Raw genomic sequence first — 17,653 nt, forward strand, 5'->3', positions numbered from 1 at the left:
CACGTGTAGGAGCTGCCGAAGGCTGCGATCTTTTGATCTTGTTTTAAAAAATCAAAATCAAAAGATCGCAGCCTTCGGCAGCTCCTACAGGGTCATCGGTTCACTGAAGATTCATTGTGGGAGTGAGCCTGCTCGCGATGAGGCCCTCAGCTCCACCACATAAACTCAATCCGACAGCTGCTCGACCACAATCCCCAACCGCCGGTAATCCTCGACACTCCCCGACGCCACATGCTGCTCGGTAATCAGCGTATGCAGGCGAGTGCACGGCGCCACCACAAACGGCTCCACCGCCCCCAGCTTGTCCGCTGTGGTCACCGCAATCACCCGCGCCGCGCCCTCCAGCATCGACTGCTTCACCGGTACCTCGTCGAAATGCAGCGAGGTGATGCCCACTTCCGGATGAATCGCACAGACGCCGGTAATCGCCAGATCCGCCCTGATCCCGGCCAATAACCGCAGAGCCTCATGCCCACCCGCCGCCATCGTTCGCGGGTTCAATTGCCCACCGGCAAGAATCACTTTCACACCCTTGAACTCGGACAAGGCAATCGCCGTCATCGGTGAAGCGGTAACCGCCGTGATGCTGATATCGGCACGCAACGAGCGCGCCACCTGCAACGTCGTCGAGCCGGAATCGAACAGCACAATCTGACCGTCCTCAACCGCCTGCGCCGCCCGTTGCGCCAGGCGAATTTTCACCTCATCCGTCTCGTCCAGCCGGGTGAAGTAATCCTTGCCGGAATCTTTCGGGCGCGGCAACGCCCCACCGTGCACGCGTTGCACCAGCCCGGCGTTGTCCAGTTCAGCGAGGTCACGGCGGATGGTGTCTTCGGACACCGCAAAATGTTGGCTCAATTCGGAGGCCATGACTTTGCCATCACGTTCGAGGAGTAAAAGGATTTTCTGTCGGCGCAGAGATGGCAGTTCGGCCGCGGAGTGATCGTGCATGGTTGTGCCTGTTTGTGCTTGTAGTTGCAGGTTTTTGCGAGACTAGCGAAAGCCCCGCGTAAACACAAACCGACCGGGTATCAATTGTTTCGATCTTTGGAATCGACAAGGCGAATTTTTTCTTGGCTTTCAACCTGTTCAGAATGACCACACTTCCAAAGGCTCAGGATGAACAGCTCATGAATCTCAATTTTGCGTTTGCGTGCATGATCGTCGTGTCGTTTGCGATCGCCCTGGGTCACGCCTGATCAAAAACCAATCCCTTGGAAACGAACACCGCAACAGATTTGATATTCGCCCCCTGCACTCTGCGTTCAATCCGCCACTACCCGTGCCTTGCGCACAAACAACGCATGGGCCTTGTCCCAGAAGTTGCCGCCCAGCACAAAAAAACTGCCGACAAACAACAAATCCCCGAGCAGTTGCAGCTGCCACAGATTAGGCCGCAACCCTGGCCAGAAGTTATCGAAATACGGTTCCAGAAAGGACGTCAGTAACGGCAGGCAGAACATCACCACTCCCACCCGATGCCGCAGCGGCGAGACTTCGGCGACAGGCGTCGGCAGCATCCCCGAGACATGCCGGCCAATGGTGCGCTTGAGCTCGGCAAACCCGGCCTTGCCCATCACCGCAATCACCAGCAGCAACAACACCTTGTTGCTGATAAACAACACACCGGTCAGCGCCGCCACTTTCGAACCGGGGACGTCGAGGGCGGCAGCCAGCGGCACCATCAGCCACGAACCGAGCATCAGGCAGATGATCGCCACACCGACCTTGAAGCGCCAGGTCGCGGGCGTCGGCGCTGTGACCGGATCTTGGGCAGTGTCCATGATTTCATACCTGTGTGGGTGGAGGTTCGGTGCCTCAAAAGCGTAGCAGTAGATTTGCCCGAACAAGCGGCAATCCGCCGTCTATGCTCCACTGATATTTGCGGGCCAGGAACCTACGCAATGCTTCCCACAACCGCCCTGCTGACGCGGCCCGGTCATCTGCTTTTGCTCGGCGCGCTGAGCTTCAGTGGTTGCGTGCGTCTTGGGCCGGATTTCCAGCCACCGGCAGAAGTCTGGAGCAAGCAATGGAACAGCGCGGCACTGGAGCAGGCCAGCGCGCGCGCCGCCCAACCGGATCTGCGCCAGTGGTGGCAGGTGTTCGCCGACCCCGTACTGGACCGTTTGATCGCCGAGGCTGATGCGCATAACAGCAGCCTGAAAATCGCCGGGCTGCGGGTACTCGAAGCCCGCGCGCAATTGGGCATCGCCGAGAGCGGTCGCTACCCGCAACTGCAACAGGTCAGCGTCGACAGCCTGTATGTCGACCGCCATCAGTCTGGCGGCAATAACCCACAGGACCTGCACTTCTGGCAACACAGCGCGGCGTTCGATGTTGGCTGGGAACTGGATTTCTGGGGCCGCTTCAGCCGTGCCATCGAATCCTCCGATGCGCAATATTTCGCCGCCCAGGCCAATTACGAAGATGCCCTCGTGCTGCTGCGCGCGCAGGTCGCCGACACCTATTTCTCCCTGCGTACCACCGAAGCACGGCTGCGCGTCGCGCGGGAAAACGCCGTCCAGCAGAAACGCAATTTCGAGATCACCGAAAAGCTCTTCACCAGTGGCCAGAGCGCCGAACTCGATCTGCAACAGGCGAAGACCCAATACCTCGGCACGCTGAGCAGCCTCCCCGCGTTCGAAGATCAATTGCTGCGCACACGCAACGCCCTGGCGGTGCTGGTCGGGCAGCCGCCCGGTGGCGCGGCGCTGCCGGCCGAACAGACCGGGCTGGTTCCCTTGGTGGAACGCGCGGTGCTGCAAGACGTCCCGGCCAATCTGCTGCTGCGTCGTCCGGACGTGCGCGCGGCGGAACTGAATGTCGCCGCACAATCGGCGCTGGTCGGCGTGGCCGAGACCGATCTGTATCCGTCGCTGACCTTGCTTGGCAGCATCGTCTGGTCCAGCGACACCCTCGGCGCGACACCGCGCAGCCTCGACCTGATCGGCGGCCCGAGCCTGCGCTGGAACATCTTCGATTACGGGCGTATCCGCAATAACGTGCGGGTGCAGGACGCCCGCTTGCAGCAATTGATCGAAGCCTACCGCGACAAGGTTCGCCAGGCCGCGCGCGAGGCTGACGACGCCGCCAGCGGTTTGAGCAAAGCGCTGGAGCGCGAACGTATTTTGCGCGAAGCCGAAGGTGCGGCGAGGCGTTCGCTGGTGTTGGCGAACACGCAATACCGCGAGGGCTATTCGGACTTTCAGCGCGTGCTCGACGCGCAACGCGCACTGCTGGAATTGCAGGACAACTATCTGGTCAGCCGCAGCAATGCCGTGAGCAATCTGATCGCCCTATACAAGGCGCTCGGTGGCGGTTGGCAGAGCAGCGCGCCGCCGATCGACGAGCCGACCCGACAGCAGATGCAGCAACGCACCGACTGGGGCGATTTGCTCAGCGCACCACCCGCCCGGCCCGCGTATCCCATTCCTTCGCAGGTAAGCCGCCATGACTGACAACGTGACGCCCGCTCCCACTGATCCGGCGAAAAAAGGCATGCGCTGGGTGCTGCTGTTGATCGTGCTGAGCCTGGCTTGGTATCTGCTCGCCGATCGCTACACGCCTTACACCCAGCAAGCGCGGGTCGGCGCGTTCGTGATTCCGGTGGCAGCGGAGGTTGCCGGGCGAGTGATCCGCGTCAACGTGCGCAACAATCAGGACGTCAAGGCTGGCGACACGCTCTTCGAACTCGATCCGCAGCCACTGCAAATTGCCGTAGACCGAGCCAGAGCCGATCTCGAATCGACCCGCCGCCAGGTCGGCGCCAGCACCGCCGGCATCGCCTCGGCTCAAGCTTCATTACGCGCCGCGCAAGCCAATGAACTCAAGGCGCGCCAGGACAATCAACGGCTTGAAGGCTTGTACAGACAGGATCCCGGAACTGTCTCGGTACGGCTGCTGGAAGTGTCCCGAGCCAACCGCGAGCAAGCGGTCGCCCAAGTCGCCGCCGCCCGCGCCGAAGTGCAACGCGCGCAAGAGCAGGAAGGCGGCAACACCGACACTAACGCGCAGTTGCGCAGCGCCGCGTCGGCTCTGGCCAAGGCCGAACTGGATCTGGCCAACACCCGCATCGGCGCGCGGTCGGCCGGGTTGATCACCGACCTGCGCACGGACATCGGTCAGTTCACCGCCGCCGGCAGCCCGGTCATGACCCTGATCGCGATTCATGACGTGTGGATCAGCGCCGACCTCACCGAAAACAATCTCGGCCGCATCCAGCCCGGAACTCCGGTGGCCATCGTCCTCGACGCGTTGCCCGGCGAAGTGCTCAATGGCCGGGTGCGCAGCGTCGGTTATGGCGTCAGCGTCGGCCAGCCCCCGGCCCCCGGCACCCTGCCAAGCATCCAGAACAGCCGCGACTGGTTGCGCCCGGCACAACGTTTCCCGGTGATCATCGAGTTCACGGAAGAAGCGAAGAAGCGCCTGTTCGATAGCCGCGCGATCCGCGCCGGCGGTCAGGCTGAAGTCATGGCTTTTCCCAGCGAAGGCAATCCGCTCAATCCATTGGGGCGGCTGTTCGTCGGTTTGATGAGCTGGCTGTCGTATGCCTACTGAGCGCAGCATCCCGGCGCAACGGGCCTTGCGCCTGGCGTTCGGTACGGCGCTGTGCACCGCCGCCAGTTATGCACTGGCGCTGCCGCTGGCGTTTATCTCGCCAGTGCTGGCGGTGTTATTGCTGGCCAGCCTGCCCCGCCCGTTGCCGCTCAAAGGCGCGCTGGTGCTGGCGTTGGTCGCTGCGTTGACCACCAGTCTTGGCCTGCTGCTGGTGCCGTTGCTGCGCTATTACCCGGTGAGCGGCGTGTTATTGATCGGCCTTGGCTTGTTTGTGGTGTTTCGCTTCGGCCTGCACGGTGGCAACCCGTTGATCGTGACGTTTCTGGTGATCGGCATGACCATGATTTCCGCCGCCGGGTTTACCGAATTCGATCTGGCGATGGCGGTGATCGGTGCGCTGATCAAAGGTCTGTTGCTGGCAGTCGCCGTGGTCGGTATCAGTCACGCACTGTTTCCGGAGCGGCCCGATAGCCCCGCGCCCCCCAAACCCGCCGCGATGCCTGCCGAAGAAGTCCCGCGCGTGGCCCTGCGCGCCACGCTGATCGTGCTGCCGACGTTTTTGCTGGCCTTGAGCGATCCGGCGACCTATATGCCGATCATCCTCAAAGCGGTCAGCCTCGGCCAACAAAGCTCCACCAGCCACACCCATCACGCCGGGCGCGAACTGCTCGGTTCGACCTTGCTCGCCGGTGTGCTGGCGGTGCTGCTCTGGTGTGGCTTGAGCCTGTTCGTGCACCTGTGGATGTTCTTTCTGTGGATGCTGCTGTTTGGCCTGTGGGTGGCACGCAAGCTCTATCGCCTCAGCCCGACGCGGTTCAGTCCGGGTTTCTGGCTCAACACCCTGGTGACGATGATCATCCTGCTCGGCCAATCGGTGCAGGACAGCGCGGCGGGCAAAGATGTCTACACCGCGTTCGCCGTGCGTATGGGCCTGTTCATTCTGGTGACGCTGTACAGCGCGGTGATGATGCATTTGCTTGCAGCGCCCTCACCAAGGCGTCACAGCGTGAGCTGATAGCCGCGGCAGTGGGCGGTGGTGCGCCCTCACCCTAACCCTCTCCCAGAGGGAGAGGGGACTGACCGAGGTGTTTTTTCCAGCTACGCCGACCTGGTATATCGAGCCGAACTCAAGTTTTGAACAGCCCGCGATCGGCTCACTTCCCCCTCGCCCCCCTGGGGGAGAGGGCTGGGGTGAGGGGATGGATCTAACTGACACGCCGCAACATGCTGGCATCAGTGGCTCCGGTCAGGCTTGTTCGCGCACCCGCCGCACCTGCACCAACAACGCCGGCGCAAAATGCAGCAGCACCATCCGGCTCAAATGATGCGTGAGGATAAATACCACATTCAGTCCGCCACCAAACGCGACAATCGCAATCGTCTCGATCGCGCCCGGCATGTACGCCAACCATAGCGACAACGCATCACTGCCCAAGCAACGCGCCGCCACCTCAGCAAATACCGCTGCGACCACGATCATCAAACCGACCGAGACCAACGCCGTGCGGCCATGTCGCCCCAGTTCCGCGAAGCCGAGGCCCTGGAACCGTGAACCGATCCGCACGCCGAGAATCAGCGCCGCCAGATTCAGGCTCCAGTCCGGCATGTGAAAACCGTGCAGCCATCCCGACTTCACAAACACCGCCGTGATGATGATCGCCGTGAGCATGAACGGCGCCGGGACGCCGATCACCAGCAGCACGCGTCCGAGCAGCACGCTCAGCGCGATCACCGAAAGAGCGGTCAATGCCATGCCGGTGGTCAAAGGATCACCATCGGCAACCGCGATCACCGCTTGGCCGGGAATCAGGAAACTCACCAACACGGTGATCAGCAGCAACCGCATCAGGTGCACGATGATGACCTTGCTCGATGCCTTTTCCGACTCCAGCAAATCAAACACCGCCGCCAGTGCGCCAGGATAAACCGCCAACAGCGCATCGGTGCGGTTCCAGCCTGCGCCGCGCGTCAACCACCACCCGGCCAACGCGATCTGCACCGTCAGGCAGATCAGCAACACGCCGAGGCTCGGCAACATCGTTGGCGCCGTCTCGCTGTCCCACGCTTCGAACATCAGCCCGGTGGCGATGCCCAGCGTGACTTGGATGTAGCCCAGCCCATAAGGAGTTGCCGGCGCGATGCCGGTTTTACTGGCGAACAAAGCGGTGACAACAATCGACCCCAACAGCAGGCCATGGGGCACGCCTTCGAACTGCAATAGCGCGCCGAAACCGGCAGCAATCAACAAACAGAGAATGGATTTCATAGTCGCCTTCCTGGCTATTCAACTGACACATCACAACCTGTGTAGGAGCTGCCGAAGGCTGCGAACTGTTGATCTTGATCTTAAAAAACAAAGTCAAAAGATCGCAGCCTTCGGCAGCGCCTACATTGGATGTATTCGTTTTTATGCGCGTAACCGGCCAATCGCGCGACGATATTTTTCGATTCGTTCGAGATCTTCCCAACTTGGCGAGGCGATTCGTGACAGGTCGCTGTTCTCTTCCAGATCCGCCAGCTTGACCACCCGACCGATCGGGTTTTGTGCGGCGCGGTCGACGAAATCTTCATAGGATTCGCCGGGCACTTTGGTCACCGACGCAATCGCCGTCAGTACCTCTTCGCTGAAGCCTTCGTTGCGCAAGTCATCGAGGCTGACAGCGCAATCCTCGACCACGTCGTGCAGCACGGCGACGATGCGCTCTTCCAGCGTGCTCATGCGCAACATGACTTTCAGCGGATGCAGGATGTACGGCGCACCGCCCTTGTCGACCTGCCCGGCATGGGCCGTGGCGGCGATGGCGATAGCGCGTTCGAGGGTCTGGGTCATGGGAATCTCCGAGGATTAAACACCGTAGCGGCCGCCGACATGGATATTGCGTTTGAGCCAGTTGCCGATTGCCTTCAGGCGTCCGACTGGCTTGGCTACCGCGCAATGACGCTGAAGAATCAGTGTCACCAATGTGCCCTGATCGGCTTCTGGATGGGCGTCGATCAACTCGGCAACCCACGCGCAATCAGCCCTCTGCAGATGTTCACGCCACTCACCGGGCCAGGCGTCCAGCTCATCCAGCGCCAACCACCGGGCACCGCCATGTTCCATGTGCCCGCCAGACATCGACTGCTCGAAACAGAAAGGCGTGTCTGGCTTTGCAGGATCAATGTGAAAGAGATAGATGTCGTGGAATGGATGCTGCGAGGGGGGCGCATTGTTGCGGCTGCCGATTTCGATCATGGGCAATGTTCCAATCCTTGGGCGCTGAATGTTTCCGATTGTTTCGCAGTGTACGCCACGGGAGCAAATCAAAAACCCGATGGAACCTCCCTCCTCTGCGCCGTCTCGAAACCTTAAAGCGCCAGAATCTTCGATCAGACACGGCGCCCTTGAAGAGGAAACCCCGATGAACATTCGCTTCCTGCTTCTGCTCGCCACCTTCGCCGTCATTCCCACCTGTGTCATGGCCGAAGGCTGCGACGTCGAAACCCGCTCCTCCAGCGCCTCCGTGCCCACCGTCTCAGGCCACAGTTGCTACGAATACGAGGGCGTGCCCGTCAACGCAATCGATTGGTCATGCAGCAACGAAAGCAAAGACATGGTCAACGCCGTCAAGAAAAAGGTCCAACAGTGCGACGACCATTACCAAGCCACCTGCATCGCCACCCTCACCCAGGAATCCTTGGCCAATCCGCACTCCACCAGCAAGGATAAAAACGCCAAGGCGCTGAACATCCCGGAAGGTGCGCAAGTGACCACGTATTACTACGGTACGGAGGATCTGGGGCAGGCGAAGATTGATTGTGAAAGTGGTGGGGGGCGCTGGAAGTCGAAGTAATCGTTTGATACCGCGTTGGCGATAGGCAAAGAAAAGCCCGGCTCAAAAGACCGGGCTTTTTTTAGTGCGCAATATCCGTTAACCACCGCCGTTACCGCCACTGCTGCTACCGGTCGGTTGACCCGCAGGGCTGGGCTTGGAAGCAGAAGGCACCGGCCCATTGTCGGTCTTGCCACCATCACCACCCTTGGGCAGCGAATTGGCATCCGGGTCGGCATTGGTGGCTGGAGACGCCGGATCACGTGTCTGGCTAGTGCCGTCGTTGGCTGTCGGGGTAGATGTTTCGCCGGCAGCGATCGCATACAGCGAACTGCCGGAAAGCAACGCCGCGAGGGTTAACACCGCGATTTTATGGTTCAGCATGGTGGCTTTTCCTTTGCTGGGTGGGTTACAGCATTGGAAGAGGCTGTGCGAAGAAGGTGCGGTGTGTCGGACGAATGGTTATCGCCCAAAAGGCGCGCGCAATTTCGACACCGGGACACGAAGCGGCTTTAAAATCGGACATAACTTTGTTGCCACTTCAGAACATTCACTTCCCGACTTCCGCTGCTCCTGTAAGACCTGTCTGAGTTTCAAAAACACTGAAACTCTGCCTCTCGGCCATGGGCTTATTTGACGGTTACTCTGCAGACAAGACTAATCTTTTTGGCAAAGCGGAGTAGCCATGGCCAATCACAGTTACATGACTATCACAGGAAACCGACAGGGACTAATCTCCGGCGGATGTTCCGACACTAGTTCAATCGGCAACAAATGCCAGCTGGGCCACCAGGATGAAATCATGGTGCTGGCCTACTCACACAACATGACCACCGGCAATAACGGTGGCGTTGGCGCCGACCGAGGCCAACACCTGCCAATCATGATCACCAAGAACATCGACAAATCCTCCCCCCTCCTGTCCGCCGCACTTCACGAACGCGAAGTGCTGGAATGCACAATATTTTTCTATCGAACCTCGCCCGCCGGCACTCAAGATAAATATTTCAAAATCCACATAACTGGCGCCAAAGTCGCCCATATCAACCTTCAAGTACCCCACGCCATTCACCTCAATGACGCACAACCACAGGAACTGGTTTCGTTCACTTATCGCGAAATCAGTTGGACGCATATTCAAGCGGGTACGTGCGGCTACAGCAGCTGGGGAAATAACGATGAATGAGGACTCATGCGACATTAACGACGTTACCCGCGCCGCGTCGGACTTGGTCGCTTTCGGCTGCCAGATTGGCGCCACGCAGTTGTACGACAGTTTCAGCCAGCTCAGGTTTGGCGAGATCGTGTCGTCTTATGCGAATGAGATTATTCGGGCGGTGGATGAAGGTGTTATTAGTGCGAAGCAAGGATTGCAAATACTAAGAAATGAATACTCAGAGCTTTCTACCAAGTCGATGTTTTATTTTCAGAATGGTGTGAGTATTGCTGCAGGAAGCTTGCAACTTCAGGCTGGCGCTTTAGTAATTTCAGCTAGCCGAGGGAGGGACAGCGTCAAGGGCGCTGCCCTAGTGGCTCATGGCATCAACAACATTTACGAGGGGGTGGGGAACATCTACGTCGGCCCTGAAAAACCAAGTATTTTGGGGCCTATAAGGATGGCTTATCAGAAAATTTTCGGCCTTGAAAATGGTAACCTGGCCTATTACACCTTCGACTTCTACCTATCTATTAACGGAATGATGAACCTTGTTCGAAAGCCTGACACGGTACAGCTTTTCAATAAAGACCCGATAAACTACGAGCGCGGCTACAAACAAATGGGATCGCTCGCACTAACACTCGAAGCTTTTGCAGACAGCTCCACACTGAGTACGATTATAAAGGAATCAATTCCTGCAAAATTATCAGCTGATAGATTTATCAACGACGAGAGCAAAATGAACGTTGAAAAAAACTCAAATAACAAAACACCCCAAGAAACAAAAAAAACAGTCCTCCAGCCATAACCCAATAAGAGACATCAACAAAAAAATCAAATTCCATTAAAAAAGGAGTAAAAATGAAGGTCGCGGTTATAGACACAACACCTATCTGTACCCATGCAACTCGTAAACTATAATATTTTTCCTCAATCATCTCGCCACGGAGCACGTTACGAAGTCGCGGCAGATTATATACAAAATCAAACACCATAAAAAATAAATAAACACCCCAGAACACTACCCAAAGCAACCCTCCCTCGAGATCGAAGAAATGACGAATACCACTCACAATCATTACCGCCCAGAAACCAGCAGAACCGGCAACGAGACAGAAAGCACTAAAATAATACCGAAGGTCATCCAGCTTCATTAATTCACTCAAAAAACGTTCAAGACCACTTTCCAGTCTCGAAAAATTGAACAACCAAGCAATGTAAACATGCCGGTAAAATCGCAACGCCATTAACTTTGCACCATCACGCACTCATTCAGAATTTTCGTACAAATAAAAACCATCATTCCTACAAACTTTTCTTTATTCAAAAAAAATCCGACACTTTCAAAAAAGATGTCGGATTTGTTTGCAGCGAATGTGTTACGTGAAGCACCAATCAAAAATTCGCCGGCGTATTCGCACTAATAATCTCAGCCTCATCCGCCCCGATATTCCGGAACTTATGCGGCAGCGTCGTCGGGAAGTAATACCCATCCCCCGCATTCAAAACACTCACCGAACCATCAACGGTCAACTCCACCGTGCCACGGGTGACAAGCCCGCACTCCTCGCCCTCGGCGTGAACGATCGGCTCTTCCCCGGAACTCGCGCCCGGTGCGTATTGCTCGCGCAGCAGGCGCATCTGGCGGCTGGGTACGGAGGCGCCGATCAGCAGCAGGCGCAGGCCGTGGCGGCCGAGGTCGGGTTGTTCGTTGGCGCGGAAGACGTATTGGTGTTCGCGCGGGGGTTGGTCGAAGGTGAAGAAGTCGGCCAGGGACATCGGTATGCCTTCGAGCAGCTTTTTCAGGGAGCTGACGGAGGGGCTGACGCGATTCTGTTCGATCAGGGAGATGGTGGCATTGGTCACGCCGCTACGCCGGGCCAGCTCGCGCTGGGAGAGTTTGTAGCTTTCGCGTACTAGTTTGAGTCGAGAACCCGTATCCATGACAGCCTTATGTGAGTAGTACTTAAGGGTAATGGGGGTGGGTGGCGGGTGCCGCGCGAGGCGCGGATCACGTTGCTCCCGTGTCCCGGAACCGTGAAAGGCGGCTATTAAATCACGTTTGCCGGTGTTGCTCAGCAGGTTCGATGGACGGTGGGGTAAAAGTCCTTCTTGCCTTGTTAAAGCAGGCACTGTGGGAGCGAGCCTGCTCGCGAAAGCGGAGTGTCAGACGACGGGGATGGTGGCTGACATGGCCTCTTCGCGAGCAGGCTCGCTCCCACAGTTGGATCTCTTTTGTGTCAGTTGATTTTGTGGCGGTTGTCAGGCCGTCATCGCTGGCAAGCCAGCTCCCACAGGGTTTGTGGTGTTTCTGTTGGAGCGATGACGCCTTCGCTGGCCTCATCGCGAGCAGGCTCACTCGTACAGTTGGAGCTTTGGGGTGTCAGGTAAAAAACCGGCGGGGTCTTGGGGACCGCCGCCGGGGAGGTAACTTAGATGCCGAAACGGTCGCGCAGCGAGTAGTACACGGCGCCGAGGGCGGTCAGTGGCGCCGAGAACGTGCGGCCGCCGATCATTGGCATGTGCGGCAGCGAGGCAAAGGCGTCGAAACGTTCGGCGTCGCCGCGGATCATTTCCGAGATCAGTTTGCCGGCCAGGTGCGAGCAGGTGACGCCATGACCGCTGTAGCCTTGCATGTAATAGGCGTTTTTCTCGATACGGCCGAATTGCGGCATGCGTGACATGGTCAGCAGGAAGTTGCCGGTCCAGCGGTAGTCGATTTTCACGTCCTTGAGCTGCGGGAAGGTCTTGAGGATCTTCGGGCGAATCAGTTGTTCGATGTCGTCCGGTTCACGCGCGCCGTAGACCACGCCGCCGCCGTAGAGCAGACGGTTGTCGGCAGTCAGACGGTAGTAATCCAGCAGATAGTTGCAGTCTTCGACGCAGTAGTTGTTGGTGATCAGGCTGCGCGCCTGTTTCTCGGTCAACGGTTCGGTGACGACGATCTGCGAGCCGCACGGCATGCTTTTCGCGGTCACGCGGTTATCCAGACCTTGTGGCAGATAAGCGTTACCGGCGATCAGCAGGTACTTGGCGCGAACCTGACCTTTGGCGGTACGCACGATGTTCGGCTCACCGTATTTGATTTCCACGGCAGCAGACTGCTCGTAGATCTTGCCGCCCAAACGCGTGATCGCAGCCGCCTCACCGAGCGCCAGGTTCAGTGGGTGAACGTGGCCGCCCTGCATGTCCAACAGGCCACCGACGTAAGCATCGGAACCGACTTCACGACGGATGTCCGCTGCGTCGAGCATCTTCAGATTGCGGTTACCGTAACGTTCCCAGCCACGCTTCTGCTCGGCCAGTCCGTTGAGTTGTTTTTTGTTCATCGCTGCGAAGATACCGCCCGGGCGGTAGTCGCATTTGATGTCGTATTCCTTGATGCGCGAACGGATGATGTCGGCGCCTTCGAAGATCATGCTGCCGAGGATTTCCGCAGTCTTGTCGCCATAACGCTCTTCGATCACGTCGACGTCGCGGCTGTACGAGTTGACCAGTTGACCGCCGTTGCGACCGCTGGCGCCGTAGCCGACTTTCGCCGCTTCCAGCACCGTCACTTTGTAGCCGGCCTCGGTGAGGAACAGCGCCGAGGACAGGCCGGTGTAACCGGCGCCGATGATGCAGACATCGCAGTCCACCGCTTCTTCCAGAACCGGAAAGTCGATGACTTCGTTGCGGGTGGCGGCGTAGTAGCTGTTTACGTGTTGCTGTTTCATACGTTTCTCCGAGGGTCGCCAATAGAAGGCGACCACCGCTGTAATAGAGTCAGAGCTTGATCCAGGTCGCTTTCAGCTCGGTGTACTTGTCGAACGCGTGCAGCGATTTGTCGCGACCGTTGCCCGACTGTTTAAAGCCACCGAACGGCGCGGTCATGTCGCCGCCGTCGTACTGGTTGACCCATACGCTGCCGGCGCGCAGGCCACGGGCGAAGGTGTGCGCCTTGCTCAGGTTGCTGGTCCAGACACCGGCGGCGAGGCCGAAGATGCTGTCGTTGGCGATCTGCAACGCTTCTTCAGCGGTGTCGAAAGTGATCAGCGACAGCACCGGGCCGAAGATTTCTTCGCGGGCGATGGTCATCGCGTTGGTCACGCCGTCGAAGAGCGCCGGTTGCACATAGAGGCCACCGGTTTCTTCAAGGGTGCGTTGGCCGCCGGCGATCAGCTCGGCGCCCTGCTCGCGACCGATGCTGATGTAGCGCAGCACGTTGTCGAGTTGACGCTGATCGACCACGGCGCCAACGGTGGTGGCCGGGTCGAGTGCGTGGCCTGGTTTCCACGCTTGCAGCGCTTCCACCAGCAGTGGAATGAATTGCTCGCGGATCGAACGCTCGACCAGCAAACGCGAGCCGGCGGTGCACACTTCGCCCTGGTTGAAGGCAATGGCGCCGGCCGCAGCTTGTGCTGCCGCGCGCAAATCCGGTGCGTCGGCAAACACCACGTTCGGACTCTTGCCCCCTGCTTCGAGCCAGACGCGTTTCATGTTGCTTTGGCCGGCATAGATCATCAGTTGCTTGGCAATCGCCGTGGAGCCGGTGAAGGCCAGCACGTCGACATCCATGTGCAACGCCAACGCCTTGCCGACGGTGTGACCGAAGCCTGGCAGGACGTTGAACACGCCTTTCGGAATACCGGCATCCAGCGCGAGCTGGGCGATGCGGATCGCGGTCAGCGGCGACTTTTCCGAAGGTTTGAGAATGAACGAGTTGCCGGCTGCCAACGCCGGGGCAAATTTCCAGCTGGCCATGATCAACGGGAAATTCCACGGCACGATGGCCGCAACGACGCCGGAAGGCTCGCGGGTAATGAGGCCGAGTTGATCGTGCGGCGTGGCGGCCACTTCGTCGTAGATCTTGTCGATGGCTTCGGCACTCCAGCGGATCGCGTTGGCGGTCGCCGGAATGTCGATGCTCATCGAATCGCTGATCGGTTTACCCATGTCGAGGGTTTCCAGCAGCGCCAGTTCTTCCTGGTTCTGCAGGATCAGATCGGCGAAGCGAATCAGAATGCGCTTGCGCTCGGCCGGGGCTTTTTTCGCCCAGATGCCGGATTCGAAAGACTGGCGCGCGACTTCAACGGCGAGGTTGGCGTCGGCTTCATCGGTGCTGGCCACGGAGGCGAGGAAACGGCCGTCGACGGGGCTCAGGCATTCGAAGGTGTCGCCACTGATTGCCGGGCGGTATTCACCATTGATGAACGCGCGGGATTCGATGGTCAGGGACTGGAAGCGTTGTTCCCAGTCGTTGCGGGTCGTTGTCATTGTTGTGGCTCGACAAGGGGGAATTGGGGGTGTCGGGGTGTTGTGCTTGGTTTGAGATGGCTGCCCTCACCCTAGCCCTCTCCCGGAGGGAGAGGGGACCGATTGGGGGATGCTCAGAATCTCCGCCGACCTGAAACATCTTGCCGAATCCATAATCAACTGGATCGTTCAGGTCGCCGGATATCCACAAACAACTCGGTCAGTCCCCTCTCCCTCCGGGAGAGGGTTAGGGTGAGGGGCTCTTCAGCTTTTGAGGGCCCAAGCCAATCACACCGTATGCAGATACCAGTTGTACTCAAGGTCAGAGATCGAGTTCTCGAACTCGGCCAGCTCGCTTTCCTTGCACGCGACAAACACGTCGATGTACATCGGATCGATGTAGCGGGCCATAACTTCGCTGTCGTCCAGCTCGCGCAGTGCGTCGCGCAGGTTGTTCGGCAGGCTCTGTTCGTTCTGCTCGTAGCTGTTGCCTTCCACCGGGGCACCCGGCTCGATCTGATTGGTCAGACCGTGGTGAATACCGGCCAGCACCGAAGCCATCAACAGATACGGGTTGGCATCCGCACCGGCGACACGATGTTCGATGCGCACGGAGTCCGGCGAACCGGTCGGTACGCGCACGGCCACGGTGCGATTGTCGATGCCCCAGCTCGGCGAGTTCGGTACGTAGAACTGCGCGCCGAAACGGCGGTACGAGTTGACGTTCGGGCAGAGGAACGCCATTTGCGCAGGCAGGGTCTCCAGCACACCGCCGATCGCGTGACGCAGTGCGGCGTTCTGCTCGGGATCCTCGCTGGCGAAGATGTTGTTGCCTTCTTTGTCCAGGATCGAAATGTGCACGTGCAGACCGTTGCCCGCCTGGCCCGGGTACGGCTTGGCCATGAAGGTGGTGTCCATCTCGTGGTCGTAGGCGATGTTCTTCACCAGACGCTTGAGCAGGACGGCGTAGTCGCACGCCTTGATCGGGTCGGAGACGTGATGCAGGTTGACTTCGAACTGCGCCGGGGCGCTTTCCTTGACGATCGCGTCAGCCGGGATGCCCTGCTCTTTCGCGCCTTCGAGGATGTCTTGCAGACAGTCGACGTATTCGTCGAGGTCGTCGATCAGGTAAACCTGAGTCGACACTGGACGCTTGCCGGAAACCGGCGAACGTGGCGACTGCGGACGACCATTCACGTTGTCCTGGTCGATCAGATAGAACTCGAGTTCGAACGCCGCGCAGATCGTCAGACCGAGGTCGTCGAATTTGCGCACTACGTTGGCCAGCACTTCACGCGGGTCAGCGAAGAACGGCTGGCCTTCGATCTCGTGCATGGTCATGAGTAGTTGTGCGGTTGGGCGCTTCTGCCACGGCTCGATGCTCAGGGTGCCGGGGATCGGGTAGCAGATGCGGTCAGCGTCGCCGATGTCCAGGCCCAGGCCGGTGCTTTCCACCGTGGAGCCGTTGATGTCGAGCGCGAAAAGCGAGGCCGGCAGGTTGATGCCTTTCTCATAAACCTTATGAAGACTGGTGCGTTCGATGCGCTTACCGCGCACCACACCGTTCATATCCGCAATCAGAAGGTCGACGTACAAAACCTCAGGATATTTCTTAAGGAATGCGTTTGCTTCGTTGAGTTGAACGGTACGCAGAGGGACCGACATGATGCACCTATTTAGCTGTTAATTATTATGTTCACTGCCCTTTCACGCAGCCAGTCAACCCGAACGGCAAAGTGAAGTCAATAGCGAACAGATGGCCGCTCAGAGTTTATTTTTCGGGCTTTTTTTAACACTTGCGTGCCAATACAGGCGCCACAGCCCAGAGAATCATGAAGATAGGATGAACGGCGTTTAGAATTTTTTACATGGCAGTTGTTAATTAAAATCAACGAGGCTAAGCTCCGGAAAAGCTCGTTCAAGTGTCAAACTTCGAGGTGAATAAAAATGGCATTCAAGCCATTGATCGGCGTTACTGCGTGCGTCAAACAGATCGGCCTGCACCCCTATCACATCAGCGGCGACAAGTACGTACGTGCTGTCAGCGTTGGCGCTAACGGGCTGCCAGTGGTCATTCCTTCCCTTGGCAAGCTGACCGAAATCGAAGACCTGCTCGGTCAACTCGACGGTCTGTTGCTGACCGGCTCGCCCTCGAACGTGGAACCCTTCCACTATCAAGGCCCGGCCAGCGCCCCCGGCACGGATCACGATCCGGCGCGGGACGCCACTACCCTTCCTTTATTGCGTGCAGCCATCGCGGCGGGCGTTCCGGTCCTCGGCATTTGCCGTGGCTTCCAGGAAATGAACGTGGCGTTCGGCGGCAGCCTGCATCAAAAGGTGCATGAGCTGCCGGGCATGCTCGATCACCGTGAGGCCAACAGTCCGGACGTGGCCGTGCAGTACGCAGCGGCCCATGCGGTGAGCGTGCTCGCTGGCGGTGTGTTCGAAGCGCTGGGGTTGCCGGGCGAGTTCCCGGTCAACTCGATTCACAGCCAGGGCATCGACCGCCTCGCCCCCGGCCTGCGTGCCGAAGCGGTGGCGCCGGACGGCTTGATCGAGGCGGTCTCGGTCGAGCACAGCCCGACCTTCGCCCTCGGCGTGCAATGGCACCCGGAATGGCAAGTGCTGGATAACCCGAACTACCTGAAGATTTTCCAGGCATTCGGCGAGGCTTGCCGGCAGCGGGCGGCGCGGCGCAACCAGCGCTGACCCAACCCAGGAATACGTAACGATTTACTGCCCCCACGGGGTCGGCGGCTGTGCGTGTGCGCATCCGTCATCCGTGAAAACAACAAACCGCAATAACAACAAGTACGACCCAGGCAGCCAGGACGGCGGCGCCGAACAAGACAGGACAACCCGCTGCAACGCGATTTCCTGTAGGAGCTGC

At 58.7% G+C, this 17,653-nt stretch carries 18 protein-coding genes; 7 read left to right on the top strand and 11 right to left on the bottom strand.

Annotated features, from left to right (window positions below; genetic code table 11):
- Positions 1-165 precede the first annotated feature (165 nt).
- A complete protein-coding gene (locus P3G59_RS17485) occupies positions 166-951 on the bottom strand; it encodes a DeoR/GlpR family DNA-binding transcription regulator (RefSeq protein ID WP_277758274.1) in 786 nt (261 codons plus the stop codon).
- 314 nt (positions 952-1,265) lie between these two features.
- A complete protein-coding gene (locus P3G59_RS17490; protein ID WP_277758275.1) occupies positions 1,266-1,784 on the bottom strand; it encodes a transporter suffix domain-containing protein in 519 nt (172 codons plus the stop codon).
- 120 nt (positions 1,785-1,904) lie between these two features.
- Here P3G59_RS17490 and P3G59_RS17495 point away from each other — a divergent pair, with 120 nt between their 5' ends.
- From P3G59_RS17495 to P3G59_RS17505, 3 genes are read left to right on the top strand one after another with little or no spacing between them, the layout of a single operon-like run.
- Positions 1,905-3,458, top strand: a complete 1,554-nt coding sequence (locus P3G59_RS17495) for a TolC family protein (RefSeq protein ID WP_277758276.1) — start codon at positions 1,905-1,907, stop codon at positions 3,456-3,458.
- Positions 3,451-4,557 carry an HlyD family secretion protein gene (locus P3G59_RS17500; RefSeq protein ID WP_277758277.1) on the top strand — a complete coding sequence of 369 codons (1,107 nt, stop codon included), beginning with the start codon at positions 3,451-3,453 and terminating at the stop codon, positions 4,555-4,557. The genes P3G59_RS17495 and P3G59_RS17500 overlap by 8 nt, the downstream gene beginning before the upstream one ends.
- Positions 4,547-5,572 (top strand): DUF2955 domain-containing protein, encoded by a 1,026-nt coding sequence (locus P3G59_RS17505; protein ID WP_277758278.1) that lies wholly within the window; start codon positions 4,547-4,549, stop codon positions 5,570-5,572. The genes P3G59_RS17500 and P3G59_RS17505 overlap by 11 nt, the downstream gene beginning before the upstream one ends.
- 231 nt (positions 5,573-5,803) lie before the next feature.
- On the opposite strand, the gene P3G59_RS17510 is transcribed toward P3G59_RS17505, so the two are convergent.
- The 3 genes from P3G59_RS17510 to P3G59_RS17520 all read right to left on the bottom strand — a co-directional run bounded on the left by P3G59_RS17510 (position 5,804) and on the right by P3G59_RS17520 (position 7,792).
- On the bottom strand, positions 5,804-6,823 hold the full coding sequence (locus tag P3G59_RS17510) for an AbrB family transcriptional regulator (RefSeq protein WP_277758279.1): 1,020 nt from the start codon (positions 6,821-6,823) through the stop codon (positions 5,804-5,806).
- A 141-nt stretch (positions 6,824-6,964) separates the two neighbouring features.
- The gene (locus P3G59_RS17515) at positions 6,965-7,387 is read right to left on the bottom strand and encodes an HD domain-containing protein (protein WP_277758280.1); all 423 of its coding nucleotides are present in this window, start codon (positions 7,385-7,387) and stop codon (positions 6,965-6,967) included.
- Positions 7,388-7,402: 15 nt separating this feature from the next.
- Positions 7,403-7,792 (bottom strand): hypothetical protein, encoded by a 390-nt coding sequence (locus tag P3G59_RS17520; RefSeq protein ID WP_277758281.1) that lies wholly within the window; start codon positions 7,790-7,792, stop codon positions 7,403-7,405.
- Positions 7,793-7,958: 166 nt separating this feature from the next.
- On the opposite strand from P3G59_RS17520, the gene P3G59_RS17525 reads away from it, so the two are divergent.
- Positions 7,959-8,390 carry a hypothetical protein gene (locus tag P3G59_RS17525; RefSeq protein WP_277758282.1) on the top strand — a complete coding sequence of 144 codons (432 nt, stop codon included), beginning with the start codon at positions 7,959-7,961 and terminating at the stop codon, positions 8,388-8,390.
- A gap of 78 nt (positions 8,391-8,468) precedes the next feature.
- Here P3G59_RS17525 and P3G59_RS17530 read toward each other — a convergent pair whose 3' ends face one another.
- On the bottom strand, positions 8,469-8,753 hold the full coding sequence (locus tag P3G59_RS17530) for a hypothetical protein (RefSeq protein ID WP_277758283.1): 285 nt from the start codon (positions 8,751-8,753) through the stop codon (positions 8,469-8,471).
- A 301-nt stretch (positions 8,754-9,054) separates the two neighbouring features.
- Between P3G59_RS17530 and P3G59_RS17535 the strand changes: the two genes are divergently transcribed.
- Positions 9,055-9,555 (top strand): Hcp family type VI secretion system effector, encoded by a 501-nt coding sequence (locus P3G59_RS17535; RefSeq protein WP_277758284.1) that lies wholly within the window; start codon positions 9,055-9,057, stop codon positions 9,553-9,555.
- Entirely contained in the window at positions 9,548-10,336 is a 789-nt protein-coding gene (locus P3G59_RS17540; RefSeq protein ID WP_277758285.1) for a DUF4225 domain-containing protein, read from the top strand. Before P3G59_RS17535 ends, P3G59_RS17540 begins: the two co-directional genes overlap by 8 nt.
- Here the strand turns inward: P3G59_RS17540 and P3G59_RS17545 are convergent.
- The 5 genes from P3G59_RS17545 to P3G59_RS17565 form a co-directional block, all read right to left on the bottom strand.
- Positions 10,251-10,775 carry a hypothetical protein gene (locus P3G59_RS17545; RefSeq protein WP_277758286.1) on the bottom strand — a complete coding sequence of 175 codons (525 nt, stop codon included), beginning with the start codon at positions 10,773-10,775 and terminating at the stop codon, positions 10,251-10,253. The two genes, P3G59_RS17540 and P3G59_RS17545, sit on opposite strands and share 86 nt — an antisense overlap.
- 148 nt (positions 10,776-10,923) lie before the next feature.
- A complete protein-coding gene (locus P3G59_RS17550; RefSeq protein WP_007950154.1) occupies positions 10,924-11,472 on the bottom strand; it encodes a cupin domain-containing protein in 549 nt (182 codons plus the stop codon).
- 488 nt (positions 11,473-11,960) lie between these two features.
- Positions 11,961-13,244 carry an FAD-binding oxidoreductase gene (locus P3G59_RS17555; protein ID WP_277758287.1) on the bottom strand — a complete coding sequence of 428 codons (1,284 nt, stop codon included), beginning with the start codon at positions 13,242-13,244 and terminating at the stop codon, positions 11,961-11,963.
- 49 nt (positions 13,245-13,293) lie between these two features.
- A complete protein-coding gene (locus P3G59_RS17560; protein WP_277758288.1) occupies positions 13,294-14,784 on the bottom strand; it encodes an aldehyde dehydrogenase in 1,491 nt (496 codons plus the stop codon).
- 267 nt (positions 14,785-15,051) lie between these two features.
- Complete coding sequence (locus P3G59_RS17565) at positions 15,052-16,428, bottom strand: glutamine synthetase family protein (RefSeq protein WP_277758289.1); 1,377 nt, start codon at positions 16,426-16,428, stop codon at positions 15,052-15,054.
- A gap of 282 nt (positions 16,429-16,710) precedes the next feature.
- Between P3G59_RS17565 and P3G59_RS17570 the strand changes: the two genes are divergently transcribed.
- Positions 16,711-17,472: a gamma-glutamyl-gamma-aminobutyrate hydrolase family protein gene (locus P3G59_RS17570; RefSeq protein ID WP_277758290.1), complete on the top strand. Its 762-nt coding sequence runs from the start codon at positions 16,711-16,713 to the stop codon at positions 17,470-17,472.
- Positions 17,473-17,653 lie beyond the last annotated feature (181 nt).

The organism is Pseudomonas sp. A34-9 (genome assembly GCF_029543085.1).
Taxonomy (GTDB): Bacteria; Pseudomonadota; Gammaproteobacteria; order Pseudomonadales; family Pseudomonadaceae; genus Aquipseudomonas.

Coding starts and splice junctions, on each gene's coding strand:
- P3G59_RS17555 (WP_277758287.1), bottom strand. CDS start 13,244: ATGAAACAGCAACACGTAAACAGCTACTACGCCGCCACCCGCAACGAA.
- P3G59_RS17510 (WP_277758279.1), bottom strand. CDS start 6,823: ATGAAATCCATTCTCTGTTTGTTGATTGCTGCCGGTTTCGGCGCGCTA.
- P3G59_RS17505 (WP_277758278.1), top strand. CDS start 4,547: ATGCCTACTGAGCGCAGCATCCCGGCGCAACGGGCCTTGCGCCTGGCG.
- P3G59_RS17490 (WP_277758275.1), bottom strand. CDS start 1,784: ATGGACACTGCCCAAGATCCGGTCACAGCGCCGACGCCCGCGACCTGG.
- P3G59_RS17550 (WP_007950154.1), bottom strand. CDS start 11,472: ATGGATACGGGTTCTCGACTCAAACTAGTACGCGAAAGCTACAAACTC.
- P3G59_RS17485 (WP_277758274.1), bottom strand. CDS start 951: ATGCACGATCACTCCGCGGCCGAACTGCCATCTCTGCGCCGACAGAAA.
- P3G59_RS17500 (WP_277758277.1), top strand. CDS start 3,451: ATGACTGACAACGTGACGCCCGCTCCCACTGATCCGGCGAAAAAAGGC.
- P3G59_RS17525 (WP_277758282.1), top strand. CDS start 7,959: ATGAACATTCGCTTCCTGCTTCTGCTCGCCACCTTCGCCGTCATTCCC.
- P3G59_RS17495 (WP_277758276.1), top strand. CDS start 1,905: ATGCTTCCCACAACCGCCCTGCTGACGCGGCCCGGTCATCTGCTTTTG.
- P3G59_RS17565 (WP_277758289.1), bottom strand. CDS start 16,428: ATGTCGGTCCCTCTGCGTACCGTTCAACTCAACGAAGCAAACGCATTC.
- P3G59_RS17530 (WP_277758283.1), bottom strand. CDS start 8,753: ATGCTGAACCATAAAATCGCGGTGTTAACCCTCGCGGCGTTGCTTTCC.
- P3G59_RS17570 (WP_277758290.1), top strand. CDS start 16,711: ATGGCATTCAAGCCATTGATCGGCGTTACTGCGTGCGTCAAACAGATC.
- P3G59_RS17515 (WP_277758280.1), bottom strand. CDS start 7,387: ATGACCCAGACCCTCGAACGCGCTATCGCCATCGCCGCCACGGCCCAT.
- P3G59_RS17520 (WP_277758281.1), bottom strand. CDS start 7,792: ATGATCGAAATCGGCAGCCGCAACAATGCGCCCCCCTCGCAGCATCCA.
- P3G59_RS17535 (WP_277758284.1), top strand. CDS start 9,055: ATGGCCAATCACAGTTACATGACTATCACAGGAAACCGACAGGGACTA.
- P3G59_RS17540 (WP_277758285.1), top strand. CDS start 9,548: ATGAATGAGGACTCATGCGACATTAACGACGTTACCCGCGCCGCGTCG.
- P3G59_RS17560 (WP_277758288.1), bottom strand. CDS start 14,784: ATGACAACGACCCGCAACGACTGGGAACAACGCTTCCAGTCCCTGACC.
- P3G59_RS17545 (WP_277758286.1), bottom strand. CDS start 10,775: ATGGCGTTGCGATTTTACCGGCATGTTTACATTGCTTGGTTGTTCAAT.